The 25,914-nt window shown below is 45.1% G+C and carries 19 protein-coding genes; 3 read left to right on the top strand and 16 right to left on the bottom strand.

Annotated elements, in window-relative coordinates; translation table 11 throughout:
* The 12 genes from AC3A8L_RS06120 to AC3A8L_RS06065 all read right to left on the bottom strand — a co-directional run.
* The coding region (locus AC3A8L_RS06120) for a pilus assembly protein (RefSeq protein WP_487961349.1) at positions 1–1,791 on the bottom strand (1,791 nt) is incomplete at its 3' end.
* Positions 1,792–1,803: 12 nt separating this feature from the next.
* A complete protein-coding gene (locus AC3A8L_RS06115; RefSeq protein WP_487961348.1) occupies positions 1,804–2,346 on the bottom strand; it encodes a pilus assembly PilX family protein in 543 nt (180 codons plus the stop codon).
* Positions 2,339–3,394: a PilW family protein gene (locus AC3A8L_RS06110; RefSeq protein ID WP_487961347.1), complete on the bottom strand. Its 1,056-nt coding sequence runs from the start codon at positions 3,392–3,394 to the stop codon at positions 2,339–2,341. The genes AC3A8L_RS06115 and AC3A8L_RS06110 overlap by 8 nt, the downstream gene beginning before the upstream one ends.
* On the bottom strand, positions 3,395–3,964 hold the full coding sequence (gene pilV, locus AC3A8L_RS06105) for a type IV pilus modification protein PilV (protein ID WP_487961346.1): 570 nt from the start codon (positions 3,962–3,964) through the stop codon (positions 3,395–3,397).
* Positions 3,955–4,485, bottom strand: a complete 531-nt coding sequence (locus AC3A8L_RS06100; RefSeq protein ID WP_487961345.1) for a GspH/FimT family pseudopilin — start codon at positions 4,483–4,485, stop codon at positions 3,955–3,957. Before AC3A8L_RS06100 ends, pilV (AC3A8L_RS06105) begins: the two co-directional genes overlap by 10 nt.
* A gap of 357 nt (positions 4,486–4,842) precedes the next feature.
* Entirely contained in the window at positions 4,843–5,247 is a 405-nt protein-coding gene (locus AC3A8L_RS06095; RefSeq protein WP_487961344.1) for a type IV pilin protein, read from the bottom strand.
* A 64-nt stretch (positions 5,248–5,311) separates the two neighbouring features.
* Positions 5,312–10,174 (bottom strand): hypothetical protein, encoded by a 4,863-nt coding sequence (locus tag AC3A8L_RS06090; RefSeq protein WP_487961343.1) that lies wholly within the window; start codon positions 10,172–10,174, stop codon positions 5,312–5,314.
* Between the two features lie 8 nt (positions 10,175–10,182).
* Positions 10,183–10,755 (bottom strand): PilX N-terminal domain-containing pilus assembly protein, encoded by a 573-nt coding sequence (locus tag AC3A8L_RS06085; RefSeq protein WP_487961342.1) that lies wholly within the window; start codon positions 10,753–10,755, stop codon positions 10,183–10,185.
* Between the two features lie 4 nt (positions 10,756–10,759).
* Positions 10,760–11,767: a PilW family protein gene (locus AC3A8L_RS06080; RefSeq protein ID WP_487961341.1), complete on the bottom strand. Its 1,008-nt coding sequence runs from the start codon at positions 11,765–11,767 to the stop codon at positions 10,760–10,762.
* A gap of 24 nt (positions 11,768–11,791) precedes the next feature.
* Positions 11,792–12,271 carry a type IV pilus modification protein PilV gene (gene pilV / locus AC3A8L_RS06075; RefSeq protein ID WP_487961340.1) on the bottom strand — a complete coding sequence of 160 codons (480 nt, stop codon included), beginning with the start codon at positions 12,269–12,271 and terminating at the stop codon, positions 11,792–11,794.
* Positions 12,262–12,795: a GspH/FimT family pseudopilin gene (locus AC3A8L_RS06070; RefSeq protein WP_487961339.1), complete on the bottom strand. Its 534-nt coding sequence runs from the start codon at positions 12,793–12,795 to the stop codon at positions 12,262–12,264. The genes pilV (AC3A8L_RS06075) and AC3A8L_RS06070 overlap by 10 nt, the downstream gene beginning before the upstream one ends.
* A gap of 281 nt (positions 12,796–13,076) precedes the next feature.
* Positions 13,077–13,847, bottom strand: a complete 771-nt coding sequence (locus tag AC3A8L_RS06065; protein ID WP_487961338.1) for a hypothetical protein — start codon at positions 13,845–13,847, stop codon at positions 13,077–13,079.
* A 498-nt stretch (positions 13,848–14,345) separates the two neighbouring features.
* On the opposite strand from AC3A8L_RS06065, the gene AC3A8L_RS06060 reads away from it, so the two are divergent.
* The 3 genes from AC3A8L_RS06060 to AC3A8L_RS06050 all read left to right on the top strand — a co-directional run bounded on the left by AC3A8L_RS06060 (position 14,346) and on the right by AC3A8L_RS06050 (position 20,349).
* Complete coding sequence (locus tag AC3A8L_RS06060) at positions 14,346–15,470, top strand: response regulator (protein ID WP_487961337.1); 1,125 nt, start codon at positions 14,346–14,348, stop codon at positions 15,468–15,470.
* Positions 15,471–15,596: 126 nt separating this feature from the next.
* Complete coding sequence (locus AC3A8L_RS06055) at positions 15,597–19,208, top strand: YfiR/HmsC family protein (RefSeq protein ID WP_487961336.1); 3,612 nt, start codon at positions 15,597–15,599, stop codon at positions 19,206–19,208.
* Positions 19,195–20,349, top strand: a complete 1,155-nt coding sequence (locus tag AC3A8L_RS06050; protein ID WP_487961335.1) for a hybrid sensor histidine kinase/response regulator — start codon at positions 19,195–19,197, stop codon at positions 20,347–20,349. Before AC3A8L_RS06055 ends, AC3A8L_RS06050 begins: the two co-directional genes overlap by 14 nt.
* Positions 20,350–20,512: 163 nt before the next feature.
* Here AC3A8L_RS06050 and AC3A8L_RS06045 read toward each other — a convergent pair whose 3' ends face one another.
* From AC3A8L_RS06045 to AC3A8L_RS06030, 4 genes are all read right to left on the bottom strand, one after another.
* The gene (locus AC3A8L_RS06045; RefSeq protein ID WP_487961334.1) at positions 20,513–22,798 is read right to left on the bottom strand and encodes a TonB-dependent receptor plug domain-containing protein; all 2,286 of its coding nucleotides are present in this window, start codon (positions 22,796–22,798) and stop codon (positions 20,513–20,515) included.
* Between the two features lie 503 nt (positions 22,799–23,301).
* Positions 23,302–24,363 (bottom strand): transporter, encoded by a 1,062-nt coding sequence (locus AC3A8L_RS06040; RefSeq protein WP_487961333.1) that lies wholly within the window; start codon positions 24,361–24,363, stop codon positions 23,302–23,304.
* Positions 24,364–24,452: 89 nt separating this feature from the next.
* The gene (locus tag AC3A8L_RS06035) at positions 24,453–24,869 is read right to left on the bottom strand and encodes a hypothetical protein (RefSeq protein WP_487961332.1); all 417 of its coding nucleotides are present in this window, start codon (positions 24,867–24,869) and stop codon (positions 24,453–24,455) included.
* A gap of 163 nt (positions 24,870–25,032) precedes the next feature.
* Positions 25,033–25,914 (bottom strand): metal-dependent hydrolase (locus tag AC3A8L_RS06030; protein WP_487961331.1); only part of this gene is annotated, 882 nt, incomplete at its 5' end.

The following is a 25,914-nucleotide window of genomic DNA, read 5'->3' as shown; positions in this document are numbered from 1 at the left end:
ATCGTTACTGCTGCTGTCGGCATCTTCATTATCGACATCTATTCCGCGAGCCCACTTGATCAATTCTTTTGCTTCGTCAGTGGTTGATGCCCCAAGCAGGGATTGAAGTGCTGTAGCGGTAGAGTCATCGGCATTAAGCGGATCAAATGCAGTGCCGCTAGCAGGTTCAACATAGAGTTGTCGCGAATTAAGTAAGTTAATCGTAGAAACGATTGAGCTACCATGTTCGGGTATTTTTTGGCCGGCGCCGCCTCGATTAACTGTCCGCCCGTCACGCCCATCGACTTCATTCTTATCGGGGTCTGCTGCAGCTAAGTTACTGGTATCTGTCCAAAATGTCAGTGCTTCATATTTAATGCGTCCATCGGAATCGTTAAATGCGGATAAGCCATTTGCATCAACAATGTCATCAAAGACACCGTCTAAAGGTATGCTTGTATCAGACATCTTTAATTTCTTAACATTACCGCTCCAGCGTTCGGTGCTACTGGCTTCAAACAGTGCGATATAGAAATTATCCAGAGTTTGTATTCGGTTAAAAACATTAACGGGTACTGATGCCGATACGAATGTTGAGCTGACACTCAAAGCTTCAATAAATGCGGCCTCTAACGTTTTCTGGATATCAACAAGTGATGCTTCTTTATGGCTCATAACCATTAATTGGTCTGCTGTGCCGGCTGCATCAGCCCATTCATCCACCCGGGTGGCAGCTGTGCCCATTTGAATAAACCACGTTTTTAATGTTTGATCGCCGCTAACATGGGCCACTAAATCGTTGTTTGTCATGTAGTCGACCATGCCGCTAAATTGCGAGTCGAGTGCTGCGGCATTCATGTCGCTGAGAATATAGGTGTCTGCATCACTATCTTTATTATTTCCGGCATTACCAGATGTTGCATATACCTCATAAAGTTTGGTGCAAGAGAAATCCTGATTGGGGTCTGAAAATGGTGAAATATAATTGCCGCCAGAGATAATGGATGCATCATAATCTGGGGTATGTGATCCAGAAAAATTGCTAGCTGTACTGGTGCCAAATAATACGGGCCCTCCGTTTAAATAGCGGTAGAGTTCGTAGTGTGTTTCTTTGGGTGATACTTCATGGAAAAAATTAGCGCCATTACCGTTGCGGGGAATACTGGCAAGAATGTCAATAAGCTCTTGCTTTGCTCCATTGGCGTCGTTTGTTTGAAACTCTTTATATCCTCTTAAAATAGTGCCGCCATCTACGTCATTATTTATCATGAGGCCAACATTGATGCCATCAAATTTTGAAAACACAACTTTAAAAACAGCTAACGTTGCATCAAGAGTATCTGCTCCGTCAGAGCCAACAAGATCAGTAAGTGCCTGAAGCAGTTCTGGAGAATCAACCAAGGTGGCTGCGCAATCGGCATTAGCGGTGACGGCCCCACTGGAAGAGCTAGTTGCTGTACTAGATGTTGCAGATGATGTAGTGACTGTGGATGAAGTAGTGACTGTAGACGATGTGGTTATTGCAGATGAGTTCGCTACGGATGCTGAAGATGAGCTACAATTTTTACCGGTATTTACATTACATTTGGGCGCAAAAAAATTGGTTTCACCTGGCGATGTCTTTTTTTTACTTCCGCCGCCACCTCCTCCACAGTAGGTCGAAGTCATATCTGTTCTATAATCGAAATTCAACATTAAATAGGGTGCGGAGCCACTATTTGAATTATTTAAATATATATCAGTGTCATCTCCGATGGCCGTAGAAGCAAAAATCCCTAATGCTATCGCTAAAAGTTCTCTTTGGATTTTCATACAAACCTCGGTTTATTGACCGGCATTGGCCACTTTAATCGCAACGCCTTGTGCAATAGCGGCCTGACCTAGTCGGTCTTGGCTGCCATCGTATTCGGCGTTGACTTCAAATAGAGCGGCAGAATAGGCTTTTGCACTAGAGGCATTTTCTTCTGACGCACGAAAGGGGATAGGCGCAAAAAGCGGCGCTTTACGCGTAATGTGATATTCCACATTATTGGCGGTGAGCGTTGCTGTTGAAGACGCTAGCGCAATGGCGTTGCTATCACAGCCTTTGGCTCCGGCTTTACACATTTTATAGCCGACATCGCCAGCAATAATAAAATTATTAATATCGCTGGTGATCGCGTTAATCACGCCTTGTGTTGTTTGAAAAGCTTCTTCTTTAAGTTGTTCATTACTGGCCATTTTGGTTTCAAAAATGCTTGTTTTCATGGCGGAAACAGAAATTAAGCCCGTCAGTAGCAAAAATATTAATGCAATAACAATGACCGTACCTTGTTGGCGCTGTGCTTTTTTTAGCTGTGCATAATCAATGTGATGAGGTTTAAGCATTGGGTAACCTCGCATTTTTTATTTGTATCGTAGTGGAGTAGACGCGGCGAAAAAATCCATCATCGGGGTTGTCTATTGTGGTGCTCCCCAAGTAATAGGTTTTGTTATTGGTATAACCATTTATTTCGTTAGGGCTGCGCGCTAATAAATACAAACGTACGACTACGGTGTCGGCCATTTCGGCGGTGGTGGGGTTACTTTTAAAAATGTCGGGCGTGCTATCGCCGTCGAGGTCTAATCCTAATTCGATTTGAATATTCTCTATGCCGTCGACATAACACTCTTCAGATAAGCTGCTACCCAGCAGTACTTGAGCACACAGGGTTGGCACTTCTTCGCCACTATCATCGACATTACGTAAATAATAAATTTTGTGAAAAAAAGCCCAGTAGTCAACATCAGAGCCCGCAGAGGCATCGGTACTTTCTATTGCTGCGCCACTGGCGACATTAATCCAGTTTTTGTTGCTGCGATTATCCGATAAGCGTAGGTACCATTGGTTATCGGTACTGGCGACGTTACTCGCGAGCGTGCCGTTTTCCAGTGTTGCTCGGTCTGCCGTGCGCTTAATACTAATAACATCGGTTTCATCGAGTAGGCCATCCGGTGCCGAGCAGGTAATGGCCACGCCGGCTTCAGTTGCCATGGCGCTTCCTGTTTCGGCATCGTTGATAAAGTCTAATGGTGTGGTTAAATCTAAGCTCCAAGTATCGTGGGCGCATCCGGTGGCAATAACGGCAGGGGTGAGTGCACTTAGGTCTGGCGCACCTCCGGCAAAGCCGGCCATGCCAATTTCGCGGGATAATAATTTAAGTGCATAGCGTGCATTTTCTTGGAGCCGTGCAATTTGTTCGTCTTGCTGCATGCTGGCGTTATTTTGTAAATAAATTTTAGTAATGGCCCCGCTAAGGGTTAACCCTAGAACCAAGGCAATTAACAACTCAATCAGCGTAAAACCGCACATTTTTTTAAGTTTTGGTCGGCTGTATGATTTTGAGGTTAATAGGGGCCTAGAAGATAATAGGGGCTTGGCGAGTAAGTGGTTCATTTAGATCGCCTCAATAAAGGTGTTTAACACCACGATTTTTCGGTTGATATTGCCTGTTCCATACAATCCTCGGGATTCTCCACAGGTTGAGTTGGTTGGATTTTTTTTGCCATCAAAACCCTCCCACGCAATGGTGATAGTGATTAAGCCATTGGTATTATCGATACAGCCCGAGGGTTGTGTTAATCCACCGGTTTTGATTGCGTTGGAGACTTCCGATGCACCTTCTAAGGCTTGTTCCCATTCCCAAAGATCGTGGCTGGCAAGCTCAGCCGATACGCACTGTTGTGATTGGCAGTCGGGAGATGGTTCGTTGCCGCTGGTAACGCCGCCTAAAAAAGTAATGGCTGCGTAGGTATCAAGGGCGGTAGGATTACTGCGCATTCGCGCGACCATATCGCGTGCGAGGCTAGTGGCGAGCGATCGCTGTAATGCGTCGTAGCTTGTGCGCTTGGCTTTCACTTGCATTGTGGATAAACCTAAAACACCAATAGCAAAAATGAAACCCGCCACCAAAACCTCTATCATGCCTAAGCCATATTGGCGCTTTATCATGCGTATTAAGGGCATGCCGTTGCTCCTTTTTCGGTACTGGGTCGCCCGGTTAAACCGATATTAATGTTAGTGCCTCGGGTTACGTCATCATCAATGCACAGGTTAAAGCTAGCCGCGACACGTTGGGTGCCATCGGCTTGATAAACAACTTGATCAAGATCGGCATCGGTGGCGCGCAGCGTAAGGTTGGTTATGCCGGAGTGGCTCTCGAGTAATAGTTCGCTGCTATCAAATGTTGAGTCGGCATCGGTATCGACATACACCAACCAGCCGCCATCCCATGTGCCGCTGCTGGCACAGCTTGTGCCGTTGCTACTTTTACAGACGGCAACGGGCTGATTATTTTTAACTGCTTCGCTACGAGCTAAAACTAAGCTGCCATAAAATGAATGGCTGGCGACACGCATAAGGTTACTTTGAATAAGGCCTTGATAAGAGGGCACAGCAATACCGGCAATAATCGCCATGATCGAAATCGTGACCATTAGCTCCAGCAAGGTAAAACCGGAAATGTATTGAAAGCCTTTACTGCCCATTTTCTAACCTCAAATGCCTATCTCGTTATGTTTTTAGGGTTGCGTACCGCGAATACCGCCGAGACTTTGGCTTATCCCTTCATTTAGTGTTGATCTACTTGGGATAAAAGTCAGTTAATTCAAGATGCTTGGCCGCTTATAAGGATGGATGGGGCTAAGTTGAAAATGGTTATATTGTTTATGTCAAGAGAGTGAGAAGCGCATTTTTTTTGGTTATTGGATTAAGATAAAGAGTACTAAAAAATACAGACTTAGCTGATTTTGGAATAGAGCGCTATGGCTTAAGTGGGGGTTATTTTGGGCGTGCTATTTAGTGACAATGCGTTCGATATAGAACGCGAGACTTTGGTGAAAGGGTTACCATTTCTCGGCGGGTAATTTTTGCCCTAAAGAGTCTAGCGTAATATTGCCATCGGCGACTTGGTTGTTTACAGCTGTTGCCTGTAGCTTATAGCAGGTGGTTATGGGGCAGCTGGCTGTAGCGGCCACTACGCTCAGGGTGTAATGGCCCTCGGGTGATGCAACGGCACTGCTTGCTGAATAGCCCAGTTCGGTCAGGTCTGCGTGGTAACTATTGTTTTTATAAAAATAGCGCTCCATGCGCGATGCAGCTTCAAGCAGCTGTGCTTGCCCGTCGCTGCGATTACCTTTGCGCACACTCTCTTGATAAGACGGCAGCGCTATCGCGGCTAAAATACTAATGACCACCACCACGATAAGTAGCTCGATAAGGTTGAAGCCCTGCTGTTGATTGAGTTTCATAGTGAACTCCTTAGCTATCAATAAAATAGTGGACAATCAAATTATTGCCCAATGCATTGCCGCATTACTGAATTTGTCGCCAACTCACTTCTCCGCTTCTAACGGTATCTTGGTTGGTTTCTTCTACCGTTGTAATGGCGCCGTCCGATGTTTGAATAATGGCGTTGGCTTTATTATCAGATTCATAACCGTCGCCAATATGCAGGCTAGGGCTGGTGGCTGGGCTACTGCCTAAATCAATGACGTAGTCGTTATAAATTGCGTCGGGGTCTTGTGAAATAATGCCTGGGCTACCGGCGGTGCCGGTTAGGGCATTTAAAATATATAGGCGTGCATCACCGTCTACGGCGCACTCATCAAATACTGGGTCGAAGGTGGTATAAGTTAAGGTGCCACCAAATAATGTTGCAGTACCAAAGTTACGTTCGCCAGCAAACATTGTTCTTTGCCAGCCATCAATATAGCTAGGGGCATCTGAGTATTGCTTCATGCGCTTCTCTAAGGTTGTGAGAGTTGCATCGGCACCGAGTGACGGACTTAATGTTGGCGCGTTGTGAAGTGTAGCGTCGGCGGCAACGACTTGTGTTGCAGTAACGTCGACAATGCTGGTGGCAACGTTGTAAGTAAAGCCGCCGGTAACGGCTCTACTTTCTTTTAGGCCGTAATAGTAATTAACACTGTTATCGAGATTGTCTTCTTGGGTATAAAAGCGGCCGGTTCCAACATGTATCCAGCGATTTTGTAAATTATCGGTTGCCATGGATACGGCCGCTGTAATCGGGCGGTTAGGGTCAAACATTACCGCTGGAGTCCAAGTGCTAACCGCTTTTTGTGCGCTGCCTGTGCTTTCTTGAATCACCAGGCGATAAAGCTTACCTGCCCATGCGCTATTGTCACCACTCACGGTGCCAAAATAAACGGCATCGGTAGTGAATTCATCAAGGCCATAATCCACTGACGATAAATCTGAAATAAAACTATTACTATCGCTAAGTGTTAATACGCCACCGCTGCCAAATGAGGGTTCTAATACGCTGGCCGAGCCCGCGACAATCGATTTCAAATTTAATAAAAAGAGTTTAGCATTTTGCGTACTTTTGACTTCGTCAAAACCGGCCGCGTTAGTATCGGCGCCAGAGCCCAACATTAAATACCAATTACCGTTACCCTCGCTATCGGTTCCCGTCACAATGGGGGTTGGCATGGCAGAGGTAAAACCAAGGTCTGGGTGGGAATATTCCAATAAAATAGTCGGCGCTTTATCGGGGTTGGTAATATCAATAATGGTATAGCTCGAACGTAATGTGCGGTTAGCAACGCCAGCACCCAGGTCGGCATCTACGGTCATGCTACCGCCGCCAAGCCGGCTGCCCACAACCATAACGGTACCCCAACCACCGGGGTGGTCAGTATCGTTGGTAAATATTTTAGCGTCAAAAATACGCGGTTCAAGGTCAACAAAATACAAATGGTCAGAAGAAACGGCGCCATAGCTGGGGCGTGTTAAATACTCTAAATGGGCTAAGCCATTAAAGGGAGCATAAGCCCAAAGCTCTGCGCCTAATTCGTAATTAATAGACGAGCCCGCCGCGCCGCCGCCTTTTGCATTGGTAAACTCTTTACTATCCGGGTTGTACCAGCCGCTATTAAATGCGTGTAGCATGCCATCATTACCGCCGGCATAAACAACTTGGCGGCGATAACGGTAGTGATTAAAAAAGAGGCGATAACTTTCACTGCCGTAAATAAGGTCTAAATTTTCGGCGGGCCGGCCGGCAACGGTTGGGGTGGAGTAAATAATATCGCCAAGGCGCATGGTTTTTCCGTTTAGCTGGCGCGAACGATACCCAGCAATATCTTTACCGCGAATGTATTCCACAATATTTTGAGCGTCGACTTCGGTGCTAGCAATTAAACCCGCTTTTGACGAATCAAATGTTGCCGGCATAAAATCGGTGACTTCCGAGCTAGTGACAATACCATCGCCATTGGTATCTATACCGGTAAGAATATGGCGGCCGGGTAAGGGGCTAGTATATAGTCGCTGGGCACCGGCGGCTTGTGCGTCTGTCATATTGGCAAGCCACGTTGCGCCACTCCATAAATAGTCTAAATCAAATAAATCTAAATTAAATGTACTGGCTGCGCAGGCGCTAAAGTCGGCAGCGCTAGGGCGCGATGCCACCGTTGCCGATAATTTTATGCGGACTTCTTTGGTTTCGTTATCGTTATAAGAGCACATGTCGATGTATTTATCGGAGTCTTCTAAAACGCGATCACCATCGTCGTGCCGTAGGTTGCCGGCATCGTCAATCATGAGGGCATGTACATCGCCAATCCAGGTGACTTCATCACCTTGCGATGTAACCGATGGGCGGAAGATCGCATTAAAAATAGCGCCTTCACCAGAGCGCGAGGCGGCAATAACGGAGGATGCACCGCCAGAACCAGAGCGTGCGGTAATCGATTCTAGTGCGGCATTTAATTGGTTAACCAGCTCTTCGGCATCGCTGGCAAAATAAAAGGTATCGGGGTTGCAATCGCCGTTTTCATCCCATTCGTTGGGGGTACAGTTTCCTGCACCGCTTACTACGTAATCATTAAAGTCGGAGGGGTGGCCCGGTGTTGGCAGGGGGTCGCCATTTTGGTCGATAAAGCCACCATTGGCTGCGGCTTCGCGCATGCGGCGGCTATCGTCATTAAAGGCTTCACCTTCGCCGAGTGCAGCGTAAACATAATAGCTAATAATGTCTTGATGACCGGTCATTCCTGCGTCGGTGCGGCAATCGTGTTCTCGCAGTTCTAATGCTAAATCATCCAGTACTTGCTCGCTTCCAAACGAACCAATGCCATCGTTTGCCACGGTAGGGTGGCCACTACCATCAAAATCTTTATAGGGAGCACCATCGTTAAAATGTAAAACAAACGATTTGGCACAAGGCAAGCGCGTGCTGAACTCGGGGTAGTAATAAGGATCCCATGTGTCACTAATTTCGTAGGAATTACGCTGCCCAGATGTGCCTTCGGTGCCGTTGTCATACCACTGGGTGTGGCTGCCTGTTCCGCGATTAAAGTCTTGCTGCGCAAAATACCCTTTTATATCGTAGAGCGTTTCGGCAATGGGTGTTGTGCCCCAAATTAAAGGGTGATCTTCGATAACATCGATGACATTACTCAAGGGCGATTTAACGTGTGTATCTAAGCAAATATCAAAGTTGGTTTGGGACGCGACATCTTTAGATGTGTCTGGGTAGCAAGGGCGGAATGTTCCGCCGTGAGTGTTATTGCTGTTGTAAATGGATGTTGGAACCTTGGAGTGGTCATAGTTATAAACCGCCATGCCAAAGCGAATAGAGGCTGAGTTTTGTTGTAAAATACCCGTGGGTTCCGTTTGCACGCCCAAGCGAATTTTGTAACCTATGGATGCTTCTACAGCAAGGTAGCCGATAGCTTCGGCGGCAGGGTGGGTTAAATCGCCGGCACCGGTGGAGTCTTCTTCTTCCATCTTCACATCAAAGCCATTCTTCGATACGCCGCCATTACCGTAGCGTGCCACAACAGGGTCACCGCCATTGGTGGTTTGTACATTGATGGCGACCATAGGCGTATCATTAAATAAGTTAGCGGTTAGGCTAATATCCCGCCATGTTTCTGTGTGAACATTACTGGTGTTGTCAATTTCTATCGCAACACCTGCGTGTGCCGAATAACCCAATGTTCGCTCTATGGCTATCCAGCTGACTAGTTCCCCTGCGTGAGCATTGCCTGATTCGCTGCGCTCTTCTTGCATCGCAATTTCAAAGCTTGTTGTACTAATATTTTTAACGCGCGTTGTTACCGGTTGGGCATCGTTAAATGAGGACGTTCCAGTAAAAAGCACGGGCTGGCTTACAAATGCCGCACCCATGCCTATAGTATTAAACGTTGAGTTTCTTGGGGTGGTTGCACTAATAGTTGTAGTGCCGGCGGCGACTAAATAACTGTCGGCTATACCGGTATCTTTATCGGTAATACTAATTTTATGGCTGCCTGTTGCGGCCACAACAAATACAACATCCTCGGTTGTATGGTTGCCATCTAAATAATCCCATTCATCGACACGTACTTTAAAATCGGTAAGGGTTATATCTTTAACGCGGGCTAGAGATTGGTGGCTACCGTTATACGATAGCGCTGTTGCTACCACGCTGGGTGTGCTGGCATAGGTGTTTTTAAAACTGACGGTATGCCAATCGCCGGTTGCATCGTTAATATCACGATTTATAGATAGCTGCCCCACTTCAACTTTATCACTAAGCTCGACAATGGAAACCCCTCCGCCGGTTGTAGTGCTAAATGCACCTTCTGAAATGAGGACTTCTTGATCATTGGTGATCGGGCTAAAGGCGGCGCTATTACTGTAGGCTTTTTTAAAGGTGTAATCGAGGGGTTCATTTTGGCCTTCAAGCACAAACCATGTAGAACCGCCAATAGATTCCCCTGCACGATCACGTACTTTGCCGCCCACCAAAACTTTACGCACAACATCCATGCGGCGCATGGTTAGCCAGTTTAAATAGTTGCCGTCCCAAAGGCCGCCGCCGTCTTCATAAAAAAACTGTTTATCGGCCGAGGGCGCATAACTGTATTTTCGGTTACTTTCGAAATAACCATAATAGGAATAGGCGGGATTAAAATCATCGTGTAATCCTTTTCTCCAGTTTCCGGCTCCGGTATCTGCGTAGGCAACCGCTTTCATGCTGCCAGAGATATCGAGGGCAATCACCACATTAGGCTTGCCCACGTTAGTCGCCACAAAAGGAGGGGCGGCGGTAAAATTTGAGGATTGCGCATGTAACAACGCAGCGCTTAGGGCTAGGGTTAAAAAACATAACCATTGAGTTAGCGTGACATTTAACCGTGGATATTTTTGATGTTGAATTTTCATGCACTGCCTCACTGGATAAATGAACGATATTCGCTGGCGGTTGTGGTTTCTGCGCCGCCATTACCCAATCCTTTAGAGCGTAATTCAAAATAGATAGCACTGCCGCTGGAGGCAACACCTTTACCTGCACCGCGATAACCTGCCAGTTGTTGCAATCCGCCCCCAACGGCGGCCGCTGCACTGGGGGCGCGGATAATATAAATATCGGAATTAATTTTTTCTATCGCCGAGGTACTCGTGATATCAAAATCCATATCTTTTGCGAGCGAGCCTGAACTGAATAAATTTTCGGTATCGCCATTCGCAGTAAGCGGGCTAAAGGTGGACGCGAAACTAATACCTGGGTGCGTGCTTACACCATCCCACGAGCGCTCATAAATAAATTGATTCACGGCATCGCCAGCGGCAATACGGCCAGTTTCAGAGGCTTGGAAGGATTGTTCTTTAAAGGCTGAATTAGAGGCCATGCGATAATCTAAATTAGACATTTCCATGCTGGCAATGGCGGCTATGGCAATAATAATTAATAATATCAAACCTGTAATTAAAACAAATCCAGATTGATGTTGCTGGTGTTGCATGGCATTAACCTCGGATCATATTGCGGAGTTGTACAACTTTGGTATATGCGCGACGATGAAAAGCTTGGTCGTCTCCGGTGGGGGCGTAATCTACCCCGCCAGCTAAGTTGTACGTTTTCGTATCGAGCAGCGTTTTATCCATGTGTGTTCCGCGAACTACTAGGCTGTAGCGAACACTCACAACCCGCTGCCAGTCGGTAATGCTGGCTGGGGATAAGTAGCTGTCGGCGGTGAAATTACCATCGGCGTCAATACCAAATTCCACTTGAAATTGCTCTACGCCTTCGACTAATAGTTGTTCTGAAAAAGTAGTGCCGTCTAATTGAAAGCGAACCAAGCTGGGTGTGTCGTCTTGGCAGACGTCGTTGACTTTATGGCTGCAGCTACGCACATAATAAATTTCGCTGGCATAACGATAATTGTAAGTGCCGACGGGATCGGTATTATCGCCAATGGTGGTGCCATCGCCGCCTTTAAATATCTCGCCTAAGGTGCTGGCGTTGGAACCGACAATGGTTCGAATATAAACATCGCCGCTATCAACGGATCCTATGGCGGACATGTCAATGGTCGAGGCGTATTTTATGGATAAAATATCCGTGCATGCGACATAGTCGGTGCTGGCAATGCAGCTGCCGGGGAAACCAGAAACACTGCCAATGGCTGATGCGCCATCAAACCCGCGAATGGGAATACTGGTGTCCGTAATCCATGTTTTATTGCAGTTGCCTACCCCGGTAATAGCCAATGCGGTATGGGCCGTAATATCATCGGATTTTACGCCGCCAAAGTGTCCGGCTTGGCGTAATGAAACCTCGAGTATTTCATTACCTGTACGTACGCCTTCTTGTAGCGAACCAAAGTCGAACATTAGGCGCGAAGTGTTTTGGTTGCTACTAAACACAGTAATAAGCCCGCCCATAAGCACTGAGCCTAATAAAATCGCAATCATCAAACTAATGAGGGAAACGCCTAGCTGATATTGCGGTGCCGGTGTTTTAAATGCAGTCATTATTGGCACTCAATCGGTTATGGGTTATGGGTTATAGGGTAAAAAGGTGAAGCGGTGTGTTTTGGTTTCGCTGCTGCTTTTTACTTTTTCGGTCCACGTTACGCTGACGGTGTACAAATCATTACCCACACTGGTAACGCCCAAGGTGGAGTTACTTAAGTTATCGGTTAATTGTTGTTTAATACTGTAGGCGTCCATTTGGGCAATTTGTTGCGGTGTGCAGCTTGTGCATTCTGGTAAACTTTCGGCGCCATCAATGGCATCGTAGGCTCCGCCTTCTATCCCCAGTGGATTAGCGCGCATGCGGTCTGCCATGTCGTTGGCGCCGAGTACGGCAATGCTTAAGGCATTGGAGTTTGAAATCATGCCTAAGCCGCTTAGTTGCATGCTGGCAATACCGAGAACTCCACCGGCAAATACCAACAGCGCAACCAATACCTCGATAAGCCCGAAGCCTTGCACTTTTGTTTTATTTTGTCGGATATTTGAGTGGCTTAACTGCATGTGAGGGCGCCCCCTGTTTCATTGTGTTCTGATGCTTGAGGGCGGCCAGTGGCGTTAATAATGATGGCTTTTGCTACATCACTACCGCGTGGGTCGCAAAGGGTAAAGGTGCCGGTTTCTAGCGCTAAGCCGTTTGGGCGATAGCGAATGAATTCTTCAATATTAGAGGTTGTGCTTAAATCTAAGCCTTGATCCAATGCGGCTGTTACACGAATAAGCTCTTCGTTGCTATCGCGAGTATCATCACGGTCGTCATCGATAAAGATAATCCAACCGCCATTCCAGCTGCTTTTGCTGCAGCTGCTGGCATCACTGCTTGGGCAGATAACCACTTGCCGCGAACGCTTTACCGCTTCGCTACGGGCGTAGTGCAGTTCACCCAAAAAGGTATTGAGTACCGCTTTTTGCTTATTGTTGTTAATCAGCCCTTCGTAGGACGGCACAGCAACAGAAGCCAGTATCGCAATGATCGATACGGTCACAAGCATTTCAATTAAGGTGTAGCCATGCGTTAATTTCTTCATGGCTATAGATATAGCATTGTATGCATTGTATTAATTGTGACACTGGATAATCGGTATCGATTAACGGTTCGCCGTAGGCATTAATGCAATAACGGTTTATGCCTGAACTATTTAGACACTTACGTTCTATTAATTGTAGTTTTTTAGTTTTATTAAATAAAAATGTGAGATTTATTCGAAATAAAAAAATCACATTTTTTGATGAAGGTTGGCGCTGGAGGCCTTTTGTATCGGGGGTTTTGCGCCAGATTGTGGTTTTTTATGTTGTGGCGCATTAATCGTTATTTTATATTGTTGTCCTTTTTGATGATGTTGATGGTCTCTGAAAATACCTTGGCCAAATAACCCAGCTCATCATCGGTTTTTTCTTTGTTTTTATTCTGGTAATCGCCCACGCTCAGGCGGTAAATGGTATTGAGTAAATCCGCGATTTGCTCTTTCCATTTTGCAGCTTGGTTGAGTGCGATAAAGGTACTGAGAGCCAACGTCATTAGGCTTACGATAGTCCAAAGGTATAAGCTAGTTTGCGCATTTTTAAGCGCTTGTGCCATTTCTTGGCTATCCACACGATTCACTTCATCAATAATGTAAAAAAACTCGCTTTGAATACGCGAGAAATACTGTTGAATATCCCGTAGGCGTTCGTCAAAGCCTGGCTCTTTCGGTTTCAGCAGTTTTAATTTATTTTGAAAGTTAAATAAGAAGCTCACCAGCACACTAAAATCAACCTGAAAGGCTTGTTGAGCGCTTTGGCTTAGTGTTTTAATCATGCGTGAATGAATATTTAAGTCGGTCGACAGGCGGTTGTATTCATCGACGGTAATATCTTGTTTTTGATGTAAATTGGCCAGTTGCATATTAAGCGTGCTGAGCATGCCGTAATGATGCTTGAACTCTTTCATTGTGGTGCTGTGCGTGTTGTCGTCATCCAGCGGAATAAGGACCCAGTTAGGGTTAATAAGCCACAGGCTCGCTAATAGCAGTACAAAGAATACGGCTTGGATAAAAACGAGGTGTAACATTTTATATTTTAAACTGCTACGAATGGTCATTTTAAGGGGCCTGCTTAACGACGAATTAACTGAAGAATAAAGTTGTACTCTTCAACTATAGGAGGACTATTCGTACTTCGCTAGCGAGGCTGTTTTAAGGGAGGGGGGGAGATCCTCGCAGGCACGCGGAATAGGTGCGCTCTAAAAACAGTCATTTCTTTGGCGGCACAAGAACGCGTCGTTTAGATGGGGTAAATGAGGGTTCGAGAATTGCGCTGCATTTTCAGTTATTCCTTATTCTTTGTATTCTCGCAGGCTTTATCATGAAATTGAGTAAGGGTTGCCGTGTGAACGTTTTTCCCCCAATAACCTCTGCCTGAAGAGGTCGCGTAATTGCTCTGCTGCTGGTGTTTATTCGTGTCCATTGGCGGGCTTCTATGTCAGCGCCTATGCGGTTTTCTGGCGTAAAAATATTGCTGGGCTACAATATTTAAGAAGATTGAATTTCTCAATTATTGGACTCTTAATTACCAGACTCTTAATTATCGGACTTTCACTATGAGCATGAAGCACAGAAAAATAATGATTGTGGATGATATAGAGGCTAATGTTTTTCTGTTGAAATCCTTGCTGTCAAACTATCAGCTATGCGAAGCATACAGTGGGCAAGAATGCCTTAATAGTGTTGAATCGGAGTGCCCAGACCTTATATTGTTAGATGTCTCTATGCCTTACATGGATGGATATGAAGTCTGTAAATTACTGAGGAGTAAGGCTGAAACGGCTGAAATTCCAATAATCTTTGTTTCTGCCCAAACGAGTCCTGAAGATAGGCTGTTAGGCTACGAATCCGGGGGGGATGACTATATTGTCAAACCTGTCGCCAAAGAAAAGCTATTGTTAAGTGTTGAGCGGTATTTACGCATCGCCACTGAAAATGTTGAATTAAAAGAAAGGACTCAGTTAGCCGTAAATACAGCACTGGATGCCATGACTTTCAATAGTGAAGTGGGGCAGCTAATTGAGTTCATAAAAACGGTGGCCGAATCAAAATCCCTTGGTGGGATTGCCGGTAATATGATGATTTGTGCTAATCAGTTTGGAATAAATTCGTGTATTTTAATTCGTGATGACGATAAAGATAATTATTTTGGCTGCCTCGATAATACGGTGGAAGCTAAAGTCTTAAGTAAATGTTTAAGCTCGGGGGAGCACATTGTTAATCTTGGCCCGAGAAGTATTTTTTGTGAAGGTAATATTGGCATATTGGCAATCAACATGCCACTAAGTGACCCGTTAACCTACGGTCGCCTAAAGGATCATTTGATGGTTCTATGTAACCTGGCGTCACAATTGTCGACGGCTGTTATTTTAAGGGGTAACGCTAAGCGACAGCGAGAGGAGGCCTCCGTGGCGTTCTTCGGAAAGTTTGAAAATAGTTTGAAGACCATTACGGATTATGCGGTCCAGCATGATAATAATATATATCAATGTATGCAGAGTTTAATGCTGAAAATTGAAGCGAGGGTCTCCTATTTAGGTCTAGAAGAGGATCAAGAAAATGCTCTTAGCCAGCTCGTAGAAAATACCAGTAGTGAGCTCTACGATGCAGGAACAATGGCAGAGAACCTAGAGCCTATATTGAATAGTTTAATGACGGACGCGCAAAACTTAATCGAATAATTTTAAATGTACGCTTTTTTATTCCGCGATTCGTACAGTTACGTCATTAACACTTAAGGCTCTTTTCTGCAAAAAAAAGTCTGCCGTATTGATGTTAGAATTTCTTGGGCTGGAGTCGTAAGCGATATGTTTTTTCATTCGAATTGTAATCTATCACAATGCAAGGGCTCGGGGTTTGTTTGTGCGTTAGGTACAGTCTTCTCACTTCTTGTGATACTCCTTTTTTCTTCCCCATCTTTCTCAAGCGATTACTATTCCCGAGAGGCAATAATAAGTAGCTATTTGTTTAATTTTTCGAAATATATTACGTGGCCAAACGCCAAAGATGGTGCTCCAATGGTCATAAGTATACCTTGTGGTAGTTATCCGTTATTGGAGTCTGAATTTGAAAAAATGGCTTTGTCCGCATCCTCGGAGGGGGTTAATCTAAAGTTCTCTCACGGTAGTTTCGGCACTCTAAAAAATGCTGATATCGTCTATATTCCAAAATCTTGCGTGTCTGAGTTAGATACCATTAATGAAAAAACAAACGGTATGCCAACCCTTGTTGTCACGGATGGAAGTACGGTAAAGAAAAAAATAATGATTAACTTTACCGCATTGGAAAGCGGGGGAATATCCTTTGAGATCCATAGGCCTAATATACTTAATAAAGGTTTGAAGGTATCCCCTGAACTTATTTTTATTGGAGGGAGCGAGATTGATGTTGCTAGCTTATATAGGGATAACTTAGAGTACACTGAGACGCTTAAGGAAAAAATAAATAATAATGATTTGGAATTGAAGGCGCTAAAAGAATCGGTTGAGTCTATAAAGAAAGTTGTAGTGAAGGCTAGAAGGGAAGTTGATCGCCAGAAGGCGAAAATAAAATCACAAGAAGAAATTCTTGAAGAGCAAGGCAGAAAAATATTAAGTCAAAAAATAAATTATAAAGAACTGTTGGCGGGGATGGATGTCGCCAAGAAAGAGCTGTTAGAGTATAGGGCGAGTGTTGTTGAGTATGAGGAAGTGTTGCGGAATAACCTCAGTATTATAGGTGAGCAGGATGCTCGGGTTAAAGCGCTTAATGACAGTATAGCAAGTAATGAAGGCATTCTAAATTCTCAAGAGGCATTAATTGATAGCCGAGGGGAGAAGATTGATCAGTTGGAAAACCAAAATACCCGGTTACGATTTTTTATTATTAGCTCTGTAATTATACTATTATTTATCCTGTTTCTACTTCTCTCCATTGTGGCTATCAATAGATCAAGAGTGAAAGCTTATAGTGACCTAACGAAAAGTAATAACTCTCTCAAAGAGGCCAATGACGATCTTCAGCGGATACAATCGGAACTGAATGATGCCAAGAAGAGTGCAGATAATGCTAATTATCAGAAAAGTATTTTTTTAGCAAATATGAGCCACGAAATACGAACCCCTATGAATGGAATCATTGGGATGGTTCAGTTGTTGTCCATCCAGCCCGATCAAACACATCTACAAAAAGACTATACCGACAAAATTGGTAGTTCAGCGCAATCGCTGTTAAAAATAATTAATGACATACTTGATTTTTCAAAGGTTGAGTCTGGCGAGGTTATTCTGGAAGAAATTCCCTTTTTGTTAGATGATGTTTTCTATAACTTGAACAGTACCGTTGAATTCATTTCGAAAAGCAAAGGGGTTAACGTTACTTTTAATCAGCGGCCCGATACTCCTGAAAAGTTGACCGGGGATCCTGTACGTTTGGGGCAGATCTTAGTTAATCTTGTTAATAACGCCATCAAGTTCTCCCCTGGAGGAAGCGTTGAGGTTGGGGTTAGGCCGGATTTATCCGAAATTATTGCGAGTGATGAAGTAATCTGTGATTTACGTGAACGTTGTGAGCAAGCGGGCGTCGACTGTTCTAGCAACTTAGGTGAAGCTGTGAAATCTCAAAAATTACTATTCACTGTTACAGATAATGGTATTGGAATTACAGAAAAGCAACAAACGAAGCTGTTTAAGTCTTTCTCGCAAGTCGATAGCTCTACAACCCGGATGTACGGTGGTACCGGTCTTGGTTTGGCAATAAGCAAGCAGTTAGTCGAGCTTATGGGGGGGGATATTTGGGTCGAGAGTCGAGAGGGCGCGGGTAGTACTTTCTCTTTTACCGTTCAAGTGAAGCCGCAAATAATACCGTCTGATATGGGCAGCCAGAGCACCTCTCACTTAAAGTTCATTCGTAAGCTCGAGGGACTTTGCGTTTTAGTTGTTGATGATAATAGCTCATCACGTCTGCATGTCAGTAAAATTCTTAAGTCGTTTGGCTGTGTTATCACGACGGCCGAGAATCCTGAGGTGGGCTATAGCTGTATTAATAAGCGCCTAGATTCTGCATTGTTCGATCTGATTATTGTCGACTGGAAAATGCCTGATTTCACCGGTTTGGACTTTGCTGCAGAGATTCGAAATAAATATCATAATTATAAAATAACGCCCATCATACTTATGAGCGGCTACGATAAAATAAACTTCGAAGGCCCCTTGCGCGACGTTAACGCTTTTATTCATAAGCCCGTAACCCCAACGGCACTTATAGCGGCAATGATGGAAACAGCATTGGCCGATAGAAGCGTTGAGAGTCAAGCTCCCCGCCCGCATGACATTCCAGCTCTTGCTAAGAGTCGACTCGCGGGCAAAAAAGTCCTTCTTGTTGAAGACAATGAAATTAATCAAGATGTCGCGGTTAGTTTACTTAGGCTCATCGATGTTTGCGTGGATATAGCCGATAATGGTGCCAAAGCAATTACGCTTATTCGGGAGCAGCATTACGATGGTGTTTTAATGGATATTCAGATGCCTGTGCTTGATGGTTACCAAGTAACGCTCGCTGTTCGTTCTACAATCTCAGAAAGTAAATTACCTATCATTGCTATGACCGCAAACGCTCTTCCTGGTGATGCTCAGAAGTGCCTAGACGTCGGTATGAATGGTTATGTTTCAAAGCCCATTGATGCTAATGTACTCTACGAAGTAATGATGGATCATTTTTCCGCCTCTGCATCGACAGATCACGTTTCGGGGATTACTGTAGGGGAGGCTGAAATAGAGAAGCCAAAATCAAATCTAGCGGAATACAATTTCCCTAAAATATCCGGGCTAGACAGTTCGAGCGCGCTCTCGAAATTAAATGGCGATACCTCACTTTATAATCATTTACTTAAACGATTTCATCAAGAGCAGCAGAATTTCACTCAGCAATTTATGCGGGCGTTAAAAGGTGGTGATAAGGCATTGGCGCTTCGTATGGCGCATACATTTAAAAGCTTGTCGGGGACAATCGGTCTTGATGCGGCATACCATCTTACTTCAAAACTCGAACAGTTTTGTCTCACTGAATCTACAATTGATGAAATGGTAGACACTCTGACTACAATCGAGAATATGCTAAATTATTTCGGTACTGAATATGTGAATCACTTTGGGCGTGAAAATGATGATTCCTCTGTATTCTCTGAGGATACGGCACCCTGTTATATCAAAGCCAGTGATACGGTGAATGTTTTACACTCGCTCGCGAATTATGATACTCAATCGAGGTCGCTCCTTATCGATTTTATTATGCTCATCCCCCCTGAAGAGCGCTTATCGAATGACATCGCAACGCTTAAAAGTAAGGTTGATAACTACGAATATATCGGAGCTGAGAGTTTATTGCGCGCTATGATTTTGGCGTGGAGAGATAAAGGTATACTTAAAGATGAAGATGAATAGTAGCGACTCTAAGTACACCATACTTCTGGTGGATGATACACCTGCGAATATTGATGTGCTGCACGGGCTCCTGGGTAAAGAATATAACTTGAAGGCTGCAATCAGTGGTTTACAGGCTATTGCTATTGCCTCGTTAGATCCCGCACCCGATTTAATATTGCTTGATGTGGTTATGCCCGAGATGAGTGGCTACGAGGTCTGTAAGGCATTAAAGTCCTCTCCAAAAACACAAAGGGTTCCAGTTATCTTTGTAACGGCTTCCACGGATCCCGAAAGTGAGAGGCTGGGTTTGGAGTTGGGGGCTGTTGATTTCATCACCAAACCCTACAATGCACCAATCGTTTTGACTCGTATAGCGTCTCAAATTTCAATGTCTCATTATGAACAGACACTTGAGGTGAGAAATGCTGAGTTATTAAAAGAAAAAATTAATGCAGAAAAATCAACTAGAGCAAAAAGCCTTTTTCTTGCAAATATGTCGCACGAAATACGAACCCCAATGAATGCCATTTTGGGCTTCTCTGATCTTTTAGTCGATAGTGATAGTGCTTCTGAAGAACACAATGCTTGGGCGCGCCAAATTAATCAATCTGCAAGTCAGTTGTTGCATTTAATTGATAATATACTCAGCTTCTCAACAGTTGAGTCTGGAAAGGTTCAGCTTGATGAAGCCCCTTTTTCAATTGAGGACTTTAGGCTGTATCTTCAAGGTATGTTTTCTGTTCTGTTAACGAAAGGATGTATTTCATTCGATATAATTTTACATGAGTCAATGCCAAAAAATATTTGTACGGATGAAAATAAACTTCGCCAAATTTTAATAAATTTGCTATCCAATGCCATAAAGTTTACTGACAAGGGCTCTGTTGAGTGTGTCATCGGATACGAGAGAGATGCTAGTGACAGCGAGACTTTATGCTGCGAGGTTAGGGATACCGGGGTCGGTATTGCCAAGGAGGAATACGGGAAGGTCTTCGATACTTTTGAACAAGCACAAGCAGGGAAGGTGTCTGGCGGTACAGGTCTTGGGCTGGCATTAAGTCGAAAGCTTGCACGTTTAATGAAGGGCGACTTAACATTCACAAGCACTGAAGGTGTTGGAACTACATTTACACTGAAAATTCCCGTTAAACATGTTTGATCACTATTAGGGCCGAGGAAAAATTACTTTATCAATAATACTTGCCTCTTGCCTCCTCACAGCGCTGCCCAATCGTTACCCTACGACCTATAGGCCCCGGATGCGCCCCTTCGAGCGCCTTGCTGAGAAAACAGGCAATTACAAACTATTATTGCCTCGCCCCTTAATCAAATGAATAGGCGAGTTCCAGGCCAATCGTGGCAGGCTCTTCTCTAAAGCGTACTCGTCTAGGGGAGGCTCTATTATTTCCTGAATCTTCTGAGTATCTAGGGTTGTTTCTAGAGCCGTATGCATTGTGAAAGAAAAGCTTTGTTTCAAAGCGCGGGTTCACAATATAAGAAAGGCTGAGGTTTAGCCGTACTTCGGCTGCGTAAGTGTCAACATCGTATGCGCTTTGAATTGCAACCGCGACAGCTTCCTCTTCCGGTAATCCTCTTACTGCATCCTCCAGTCCGTTTAAGCCATCAATAGCCCCTTGAAACTTACTGATATAACGAAGATCTGCATGAAAATAATATTTACCTCCTAGAGGGATGTGTGCGTAGGTTTTTAGTGAGTAATTTGGCCAATTATTTATATTATTTCCACTATCTTGCTGTGTAGCATCTGTATTTCTTAGTGGCTGCCGATAATCGGCATAACTTATGCCGCTTCGGGTGAACTGTTCACCAAGGATCCATTCTTTTTGTTTGATATAAGAAAAATTGATGCCTAATGTCGCCTCTCTAAATGTATGCTCAAGCTCTGCTTCAATGCCGTGCAGTGTTAGCGACCCTAGTACTATACTTTCGTTAGCATTATCATCCCATGATACGATATCTATTTGATTGGTAAAGATGGACGCCTCTATGAAGGTGGCCTCAGATATTAACGATCTAAACCCCAATTCCAAAGAATCCAGGCTCTCGCTTTGCGTTCTATAACCCAGCTGGTTTTCGGCATAACGTTGCTCTGCCGTATTTCGTCGTACAGATCGTTGTAGGGTTAAATACCCGCTAGTTTTATCACTCCAGCTATTGATTAGCGAGAATCGAGGTGACAATTGATATTTATCGAAAGTACCCTTATCTAGCCTTGCCGAAACTAATCCCACAACATTGTTATAAATAGGGATGTTAACTTCAGTAAAAATGGAATAAGAGTTAGTTTTCCATCCATTGCCTACATGGTGCGTATCGGATTGCCTATCAGCCGAGCCTCGATTACCCTCCAGCAATGCATTTGAATTTTCATTGCTAATAATATCTCTACCTTCACCGAGGCGCAGGTCATTTTTACTGTCTCCCCATCCTGTAGTAATGTTTTGATAAGACAGTTCGTAACCAAGCGCAATCTCTAGCGAGTTCTGTAAGGTTTTGTTGTATGTGGTTCGGTGATGTAGCTCTAAGGTACTATAATTAGATCTTTTGTTAAGCACATGATCTACGGTGTCTGAAAATAAGTGCTCTTGCGCGGCTTCGGTATCATCCATTTTCAAACCGATACTTGTTTTTAGGGTGCTTGAACTGTCAATAGCCAGGTTATATTCTGCATTAGTTAAAAATTGGCTGAACATATTTCCCTGAAGGTTTATTAGAGTATCGCCTTTCGGTGTTTTTACTTCATTACCTTGCCATGTTGATCCCTGATGGGTATATCTAAGCCAGGCTCGAAAGCCATTGTTAAACGCGGCATCTAAATGTATTTTTACTTGTGGTTTATCCTTGTAATCCGAAAAGTAATCCAGTGGCTGGGCATCTAAAAACGCGGTCTCGCCAACATAGCCATAGTTGTCATTATCGTGAATAAGGTATTGTGGTGCTAAGTAACCTTCACTTCGTGTTGCGCTTATGTGGGTACTTAAGGTGAACAATTTGGAGCTAAAGGTCTTCCGGAAAGAAAGCCCTTTACTCTGGTATTTATCGACATACTTTAGCGTTAATTGACTGTCTTGGTTTGGGTCTGGGGTGAACGTTATGATATTGATAACCCCAGAGACAGCACCGGGGCCATAGGTGACGGAGCCTGGGCCTCTAATAACTTCTATTCGGTCTATGTCGGTCAAGTCCCACTGCTCAAGTTCGCTAATGGCGCCGTAGTGCACTTTGTCGTTAATAACAACACCATTTAACATCAGAAGGTACTTAAAATTTCTATCGACTAGGCCGCCACGCATCCCTAAAAGAGGGCCGCTTTCACTATTCATCCAAATCACGCCAGGAATATATATTTCAAAAAGGTCGAGCATATTCCGAGCTGGTGTCAGCTTAATGTCTAAGTTTGAGATTGTGGTCATTGAATTGGGGCGCTGAAGTGAGCCAAGGCGCGTTAGCGTTCCGGGGGGGGCGGCTTTAATTTTAGAGAGGTCTTTAAGTGGAATGTTGAGTAGCGAGCTATCTGTTTTTGCCAGACAGGTATTAACCTTAAATACAGTCAAAAGTAAGAGCGTTATCACGATTAAATTTGTCATATTAAGTTTCTTTGTGATCCAGATAAGTGCGATATTTTTTATCGATAGCGAGTTAAGGGGGGGCACATCATCCGTAAATGCTGGATTCCAAGGTCCTTAGGGGCGTGCATTAAATAACTTCCCGTTTTTGAATTCCTGGGTGCACGCTTGCCTTCGTAGCTCAAAGTGTTTGTGCCTCGCTAGTGGCTCTTCGGCACTGTGCTTCTAGGTAATTAATTTTACCTCGCGCCTATGCCGACTCTCCTTTTAAATAGTTTAGCTGCGCCTGCGAAAAATGCTAATCAGGCGAAGAGGGTGAGGGAAAACTATTTCATCCACTCATGTTTGATTCGATATTATTGTCTTCGTCCCTTACATGCCTCGATGTCTTATTCTAATGTGACTATTCCGTTGGGCTCGAAATAATGCTCACCCAAAAGGCGAGTTGATTATCTTCTGGGATAATTATTATCTCCTGCAGGCTTAAAAGAAGGGCAGGCGATCACCCTCTCAGCCGCGCGCTCTTAAAATGCTTTTTGATAGCCAAGTACCCACATGTTATCCATCTCCATTTGCAAGCCATTCACCGATTGTTTGAGTGGCGCACTGTATTCAAACGCGAGGCGATGGCCGTGGAGTGCGCCGGTTTGGCCGACCCAATTAATGCCCACTTTGGCGCTGGTACTGCGGCGGCCATAGTTGGCGGGGTTTGCGGTTTGTACCGGTAGCATAATGTTGGCATCGCGGCCGTCGATATCGCCGCTGTCGCTATAGGCTAGGCCTAGGCTTGTGCTCACGCTGGGTGCCCACGCGTATTGTGCCCAGCCGTTCACTGTGTGCACGTCGCCTAGGGTATAGCCTTCGTCGTTATCGCCGGTGCGCAAGGTCGCGGTGTATTGCCCGCCCCAGCTTAGGTTGTTGGCTTTACCGGTATAGGTAAGGCCTGGCAGTAGGTCGTAAGTGCCAGAGCCCAATTGCATTGCGTAAGGTAAGCGCACTGTGGGGCGCGTATTCATTGGGGTGAGTATTTCGCCTTGCTCGTCGGTTGCGCCGGTAGGCAGGTTGATGGCGGCATTCAGGTGTAGGTGATGGGTGGGGGTATCGTAAAGGCGGTAGAGCGCGCCGATTACGGTATCGCCCATACCCTTGGCGCTACTATCAAATTCGCCCAATACGTTGCTGCCCATCATGCCTTGGTAGGTTTTTAAGGTCATGGATTTATCAACGTAATTGAGCATGGCCATTAGGGTAATGTTGTCGTTGGGGGCGTACATTATGCCGAGCATATGCATGGTGGTTGTCATAGTTTGCGGCACAACCCGCAGGGTAGGCGGCATCATCGGCATGCCGGCATAAGGGTTGGCTTGCGTGGTCGCGATAGCATCATCGCTGATTGTGTTGCTGCCTAAAAGGTTGCCTTCCATGGTCATGGACATGGCGCGGTACGATACCATCCACTCATCGGCTTTATGCATATGGTCGCCCATAATGCTGATGGGGGCGTGTGAGTTTGCGTGTTGCGTATCGGCAAAAGCGGAAGCGCTAAGCGCGGCGGTAATAGCGAGCGTTAAAGTTACATTTTTCATAGGGAATTCCATTGCTAAGCCCTGCGCGGAAATAGGCACAGTGCAAAAATTAATTTTTGGATTAATGGGGTGATTAAGTAGTTAAGCCATTAAGCAATGAACGTTGAGGGCGGTGCTCGAACCGCGGGTAAAACATAGGCCGCTAAGGTGTGTCGTAGATGCCGAACATAAGCGGTAGCACGCTGCCGGCTAGGCCAAATAATGGCGAATAGAATAATAATGCCCAGTGCGATGTTGGCGCTAAAGGCGGCATATTCACATGGTGACTTATGGCTGCTAGGGTGATCTTGATGGGGTGGGGTTGATAAGCTTGAGTCGTGTGCGGCGTGATGATGGGCGTGAGAATGATCTGCTACGGAATCGAGCTGTGCGGCCCCTTTAGCGCTATAGCAGAAGATATAGAAAGCAGAGCTGGAACCGTCGTTAGGCATAAAGCCTGCGGGTACAACGGCGCGTATAAAGATGAAAGCCAGCAGCAATAGCCCCATAAAGGCGGGATTACGCATAAATTTGCGTGCAAAGCCTTTGTGTTTGATGGGGGCGTTAAGCTGAAAATACATAGGGCGATAATGAAGCTAGAGTGTAGTTTGGGTGGCTGGCTGAATATTAGCACAGCGAGGGTTATGGTCTAGCGGCCTACAAGCGGATAAAGGGTGAATTAGCACCGCGCTAGTTAAACAGCATATCAAAAAATAGCGCACCAGTGGCAGCATCGCCGTGATCGGCAGGAATGTATTTTACGTGCTCGTTATCGGCTTTGCTGGCGTCTATTTCTATTGCCCATAAAGGTGTGCTTTTGTGGGGCAGTATGGAATAGCGTAAATCGATAATGCGTTGGCGATTGTGTGGGTCGATTGCGGTGTAACCGTCGCTAAACCATTGGAAGCGTTGTATATCATTGTGCTGAAAGGTGTTGGGTGATAAGTGGGGGAAGTCGCGTGCCATATCGAATTTAGGAATGATATCCCCCTCCCAGGTTTTATCCTCGCCGAATAGGCTGGCTTTAATTCCGTTAATATAAAAATCGCCCTCGTAAAGGTAGAGGGTTTTCCATAGTACTAGGTTGGCCATTGTGGGCTTGGCGCTAATGCGTTCCGGTGTGTGGCCGCGCGCTGCTGCAACTGAGTGTACGATTGTTAATGCGCGTTGGTGTTGCCATGCGGCAAAGGCCATATAGACGCTCATCCAACCGATGGCTATTACGGCCCAGCGGCGCTGTTTTTTTAACGTTGCAGCAATAACAAAGGCAAAAGCCGGTAGCGTGAAGGCCGGGTCTATAACTGCAATAAAATCCCACGCGAATCGCTGATTACTTAATGGCCATAATAATTGTGTGCCATAACTGGTGCAGCTATCTAATAGTCCGTGGGTGGCATAGCCGATAAGGCTCCAACTGTAGGTTTGCTTAAATGAAAACTGCCAGCGGCGGGAAAAGGCGAAATGGAAAAACAGCGCACACAGCAGTGCGCCTAGCGGTATAAAAAATAAAGAATGACTAAAGTGGCGATGAAGTTCCAAGGCTAAGGGGCGTGCACGGAATAAGTTACTGGA

The organism is Marinagarivorans sp., assembly GCF_982758155.1.
This window is presented reverse-complemented; position numbering and strand designations above follow the sequence as displayed.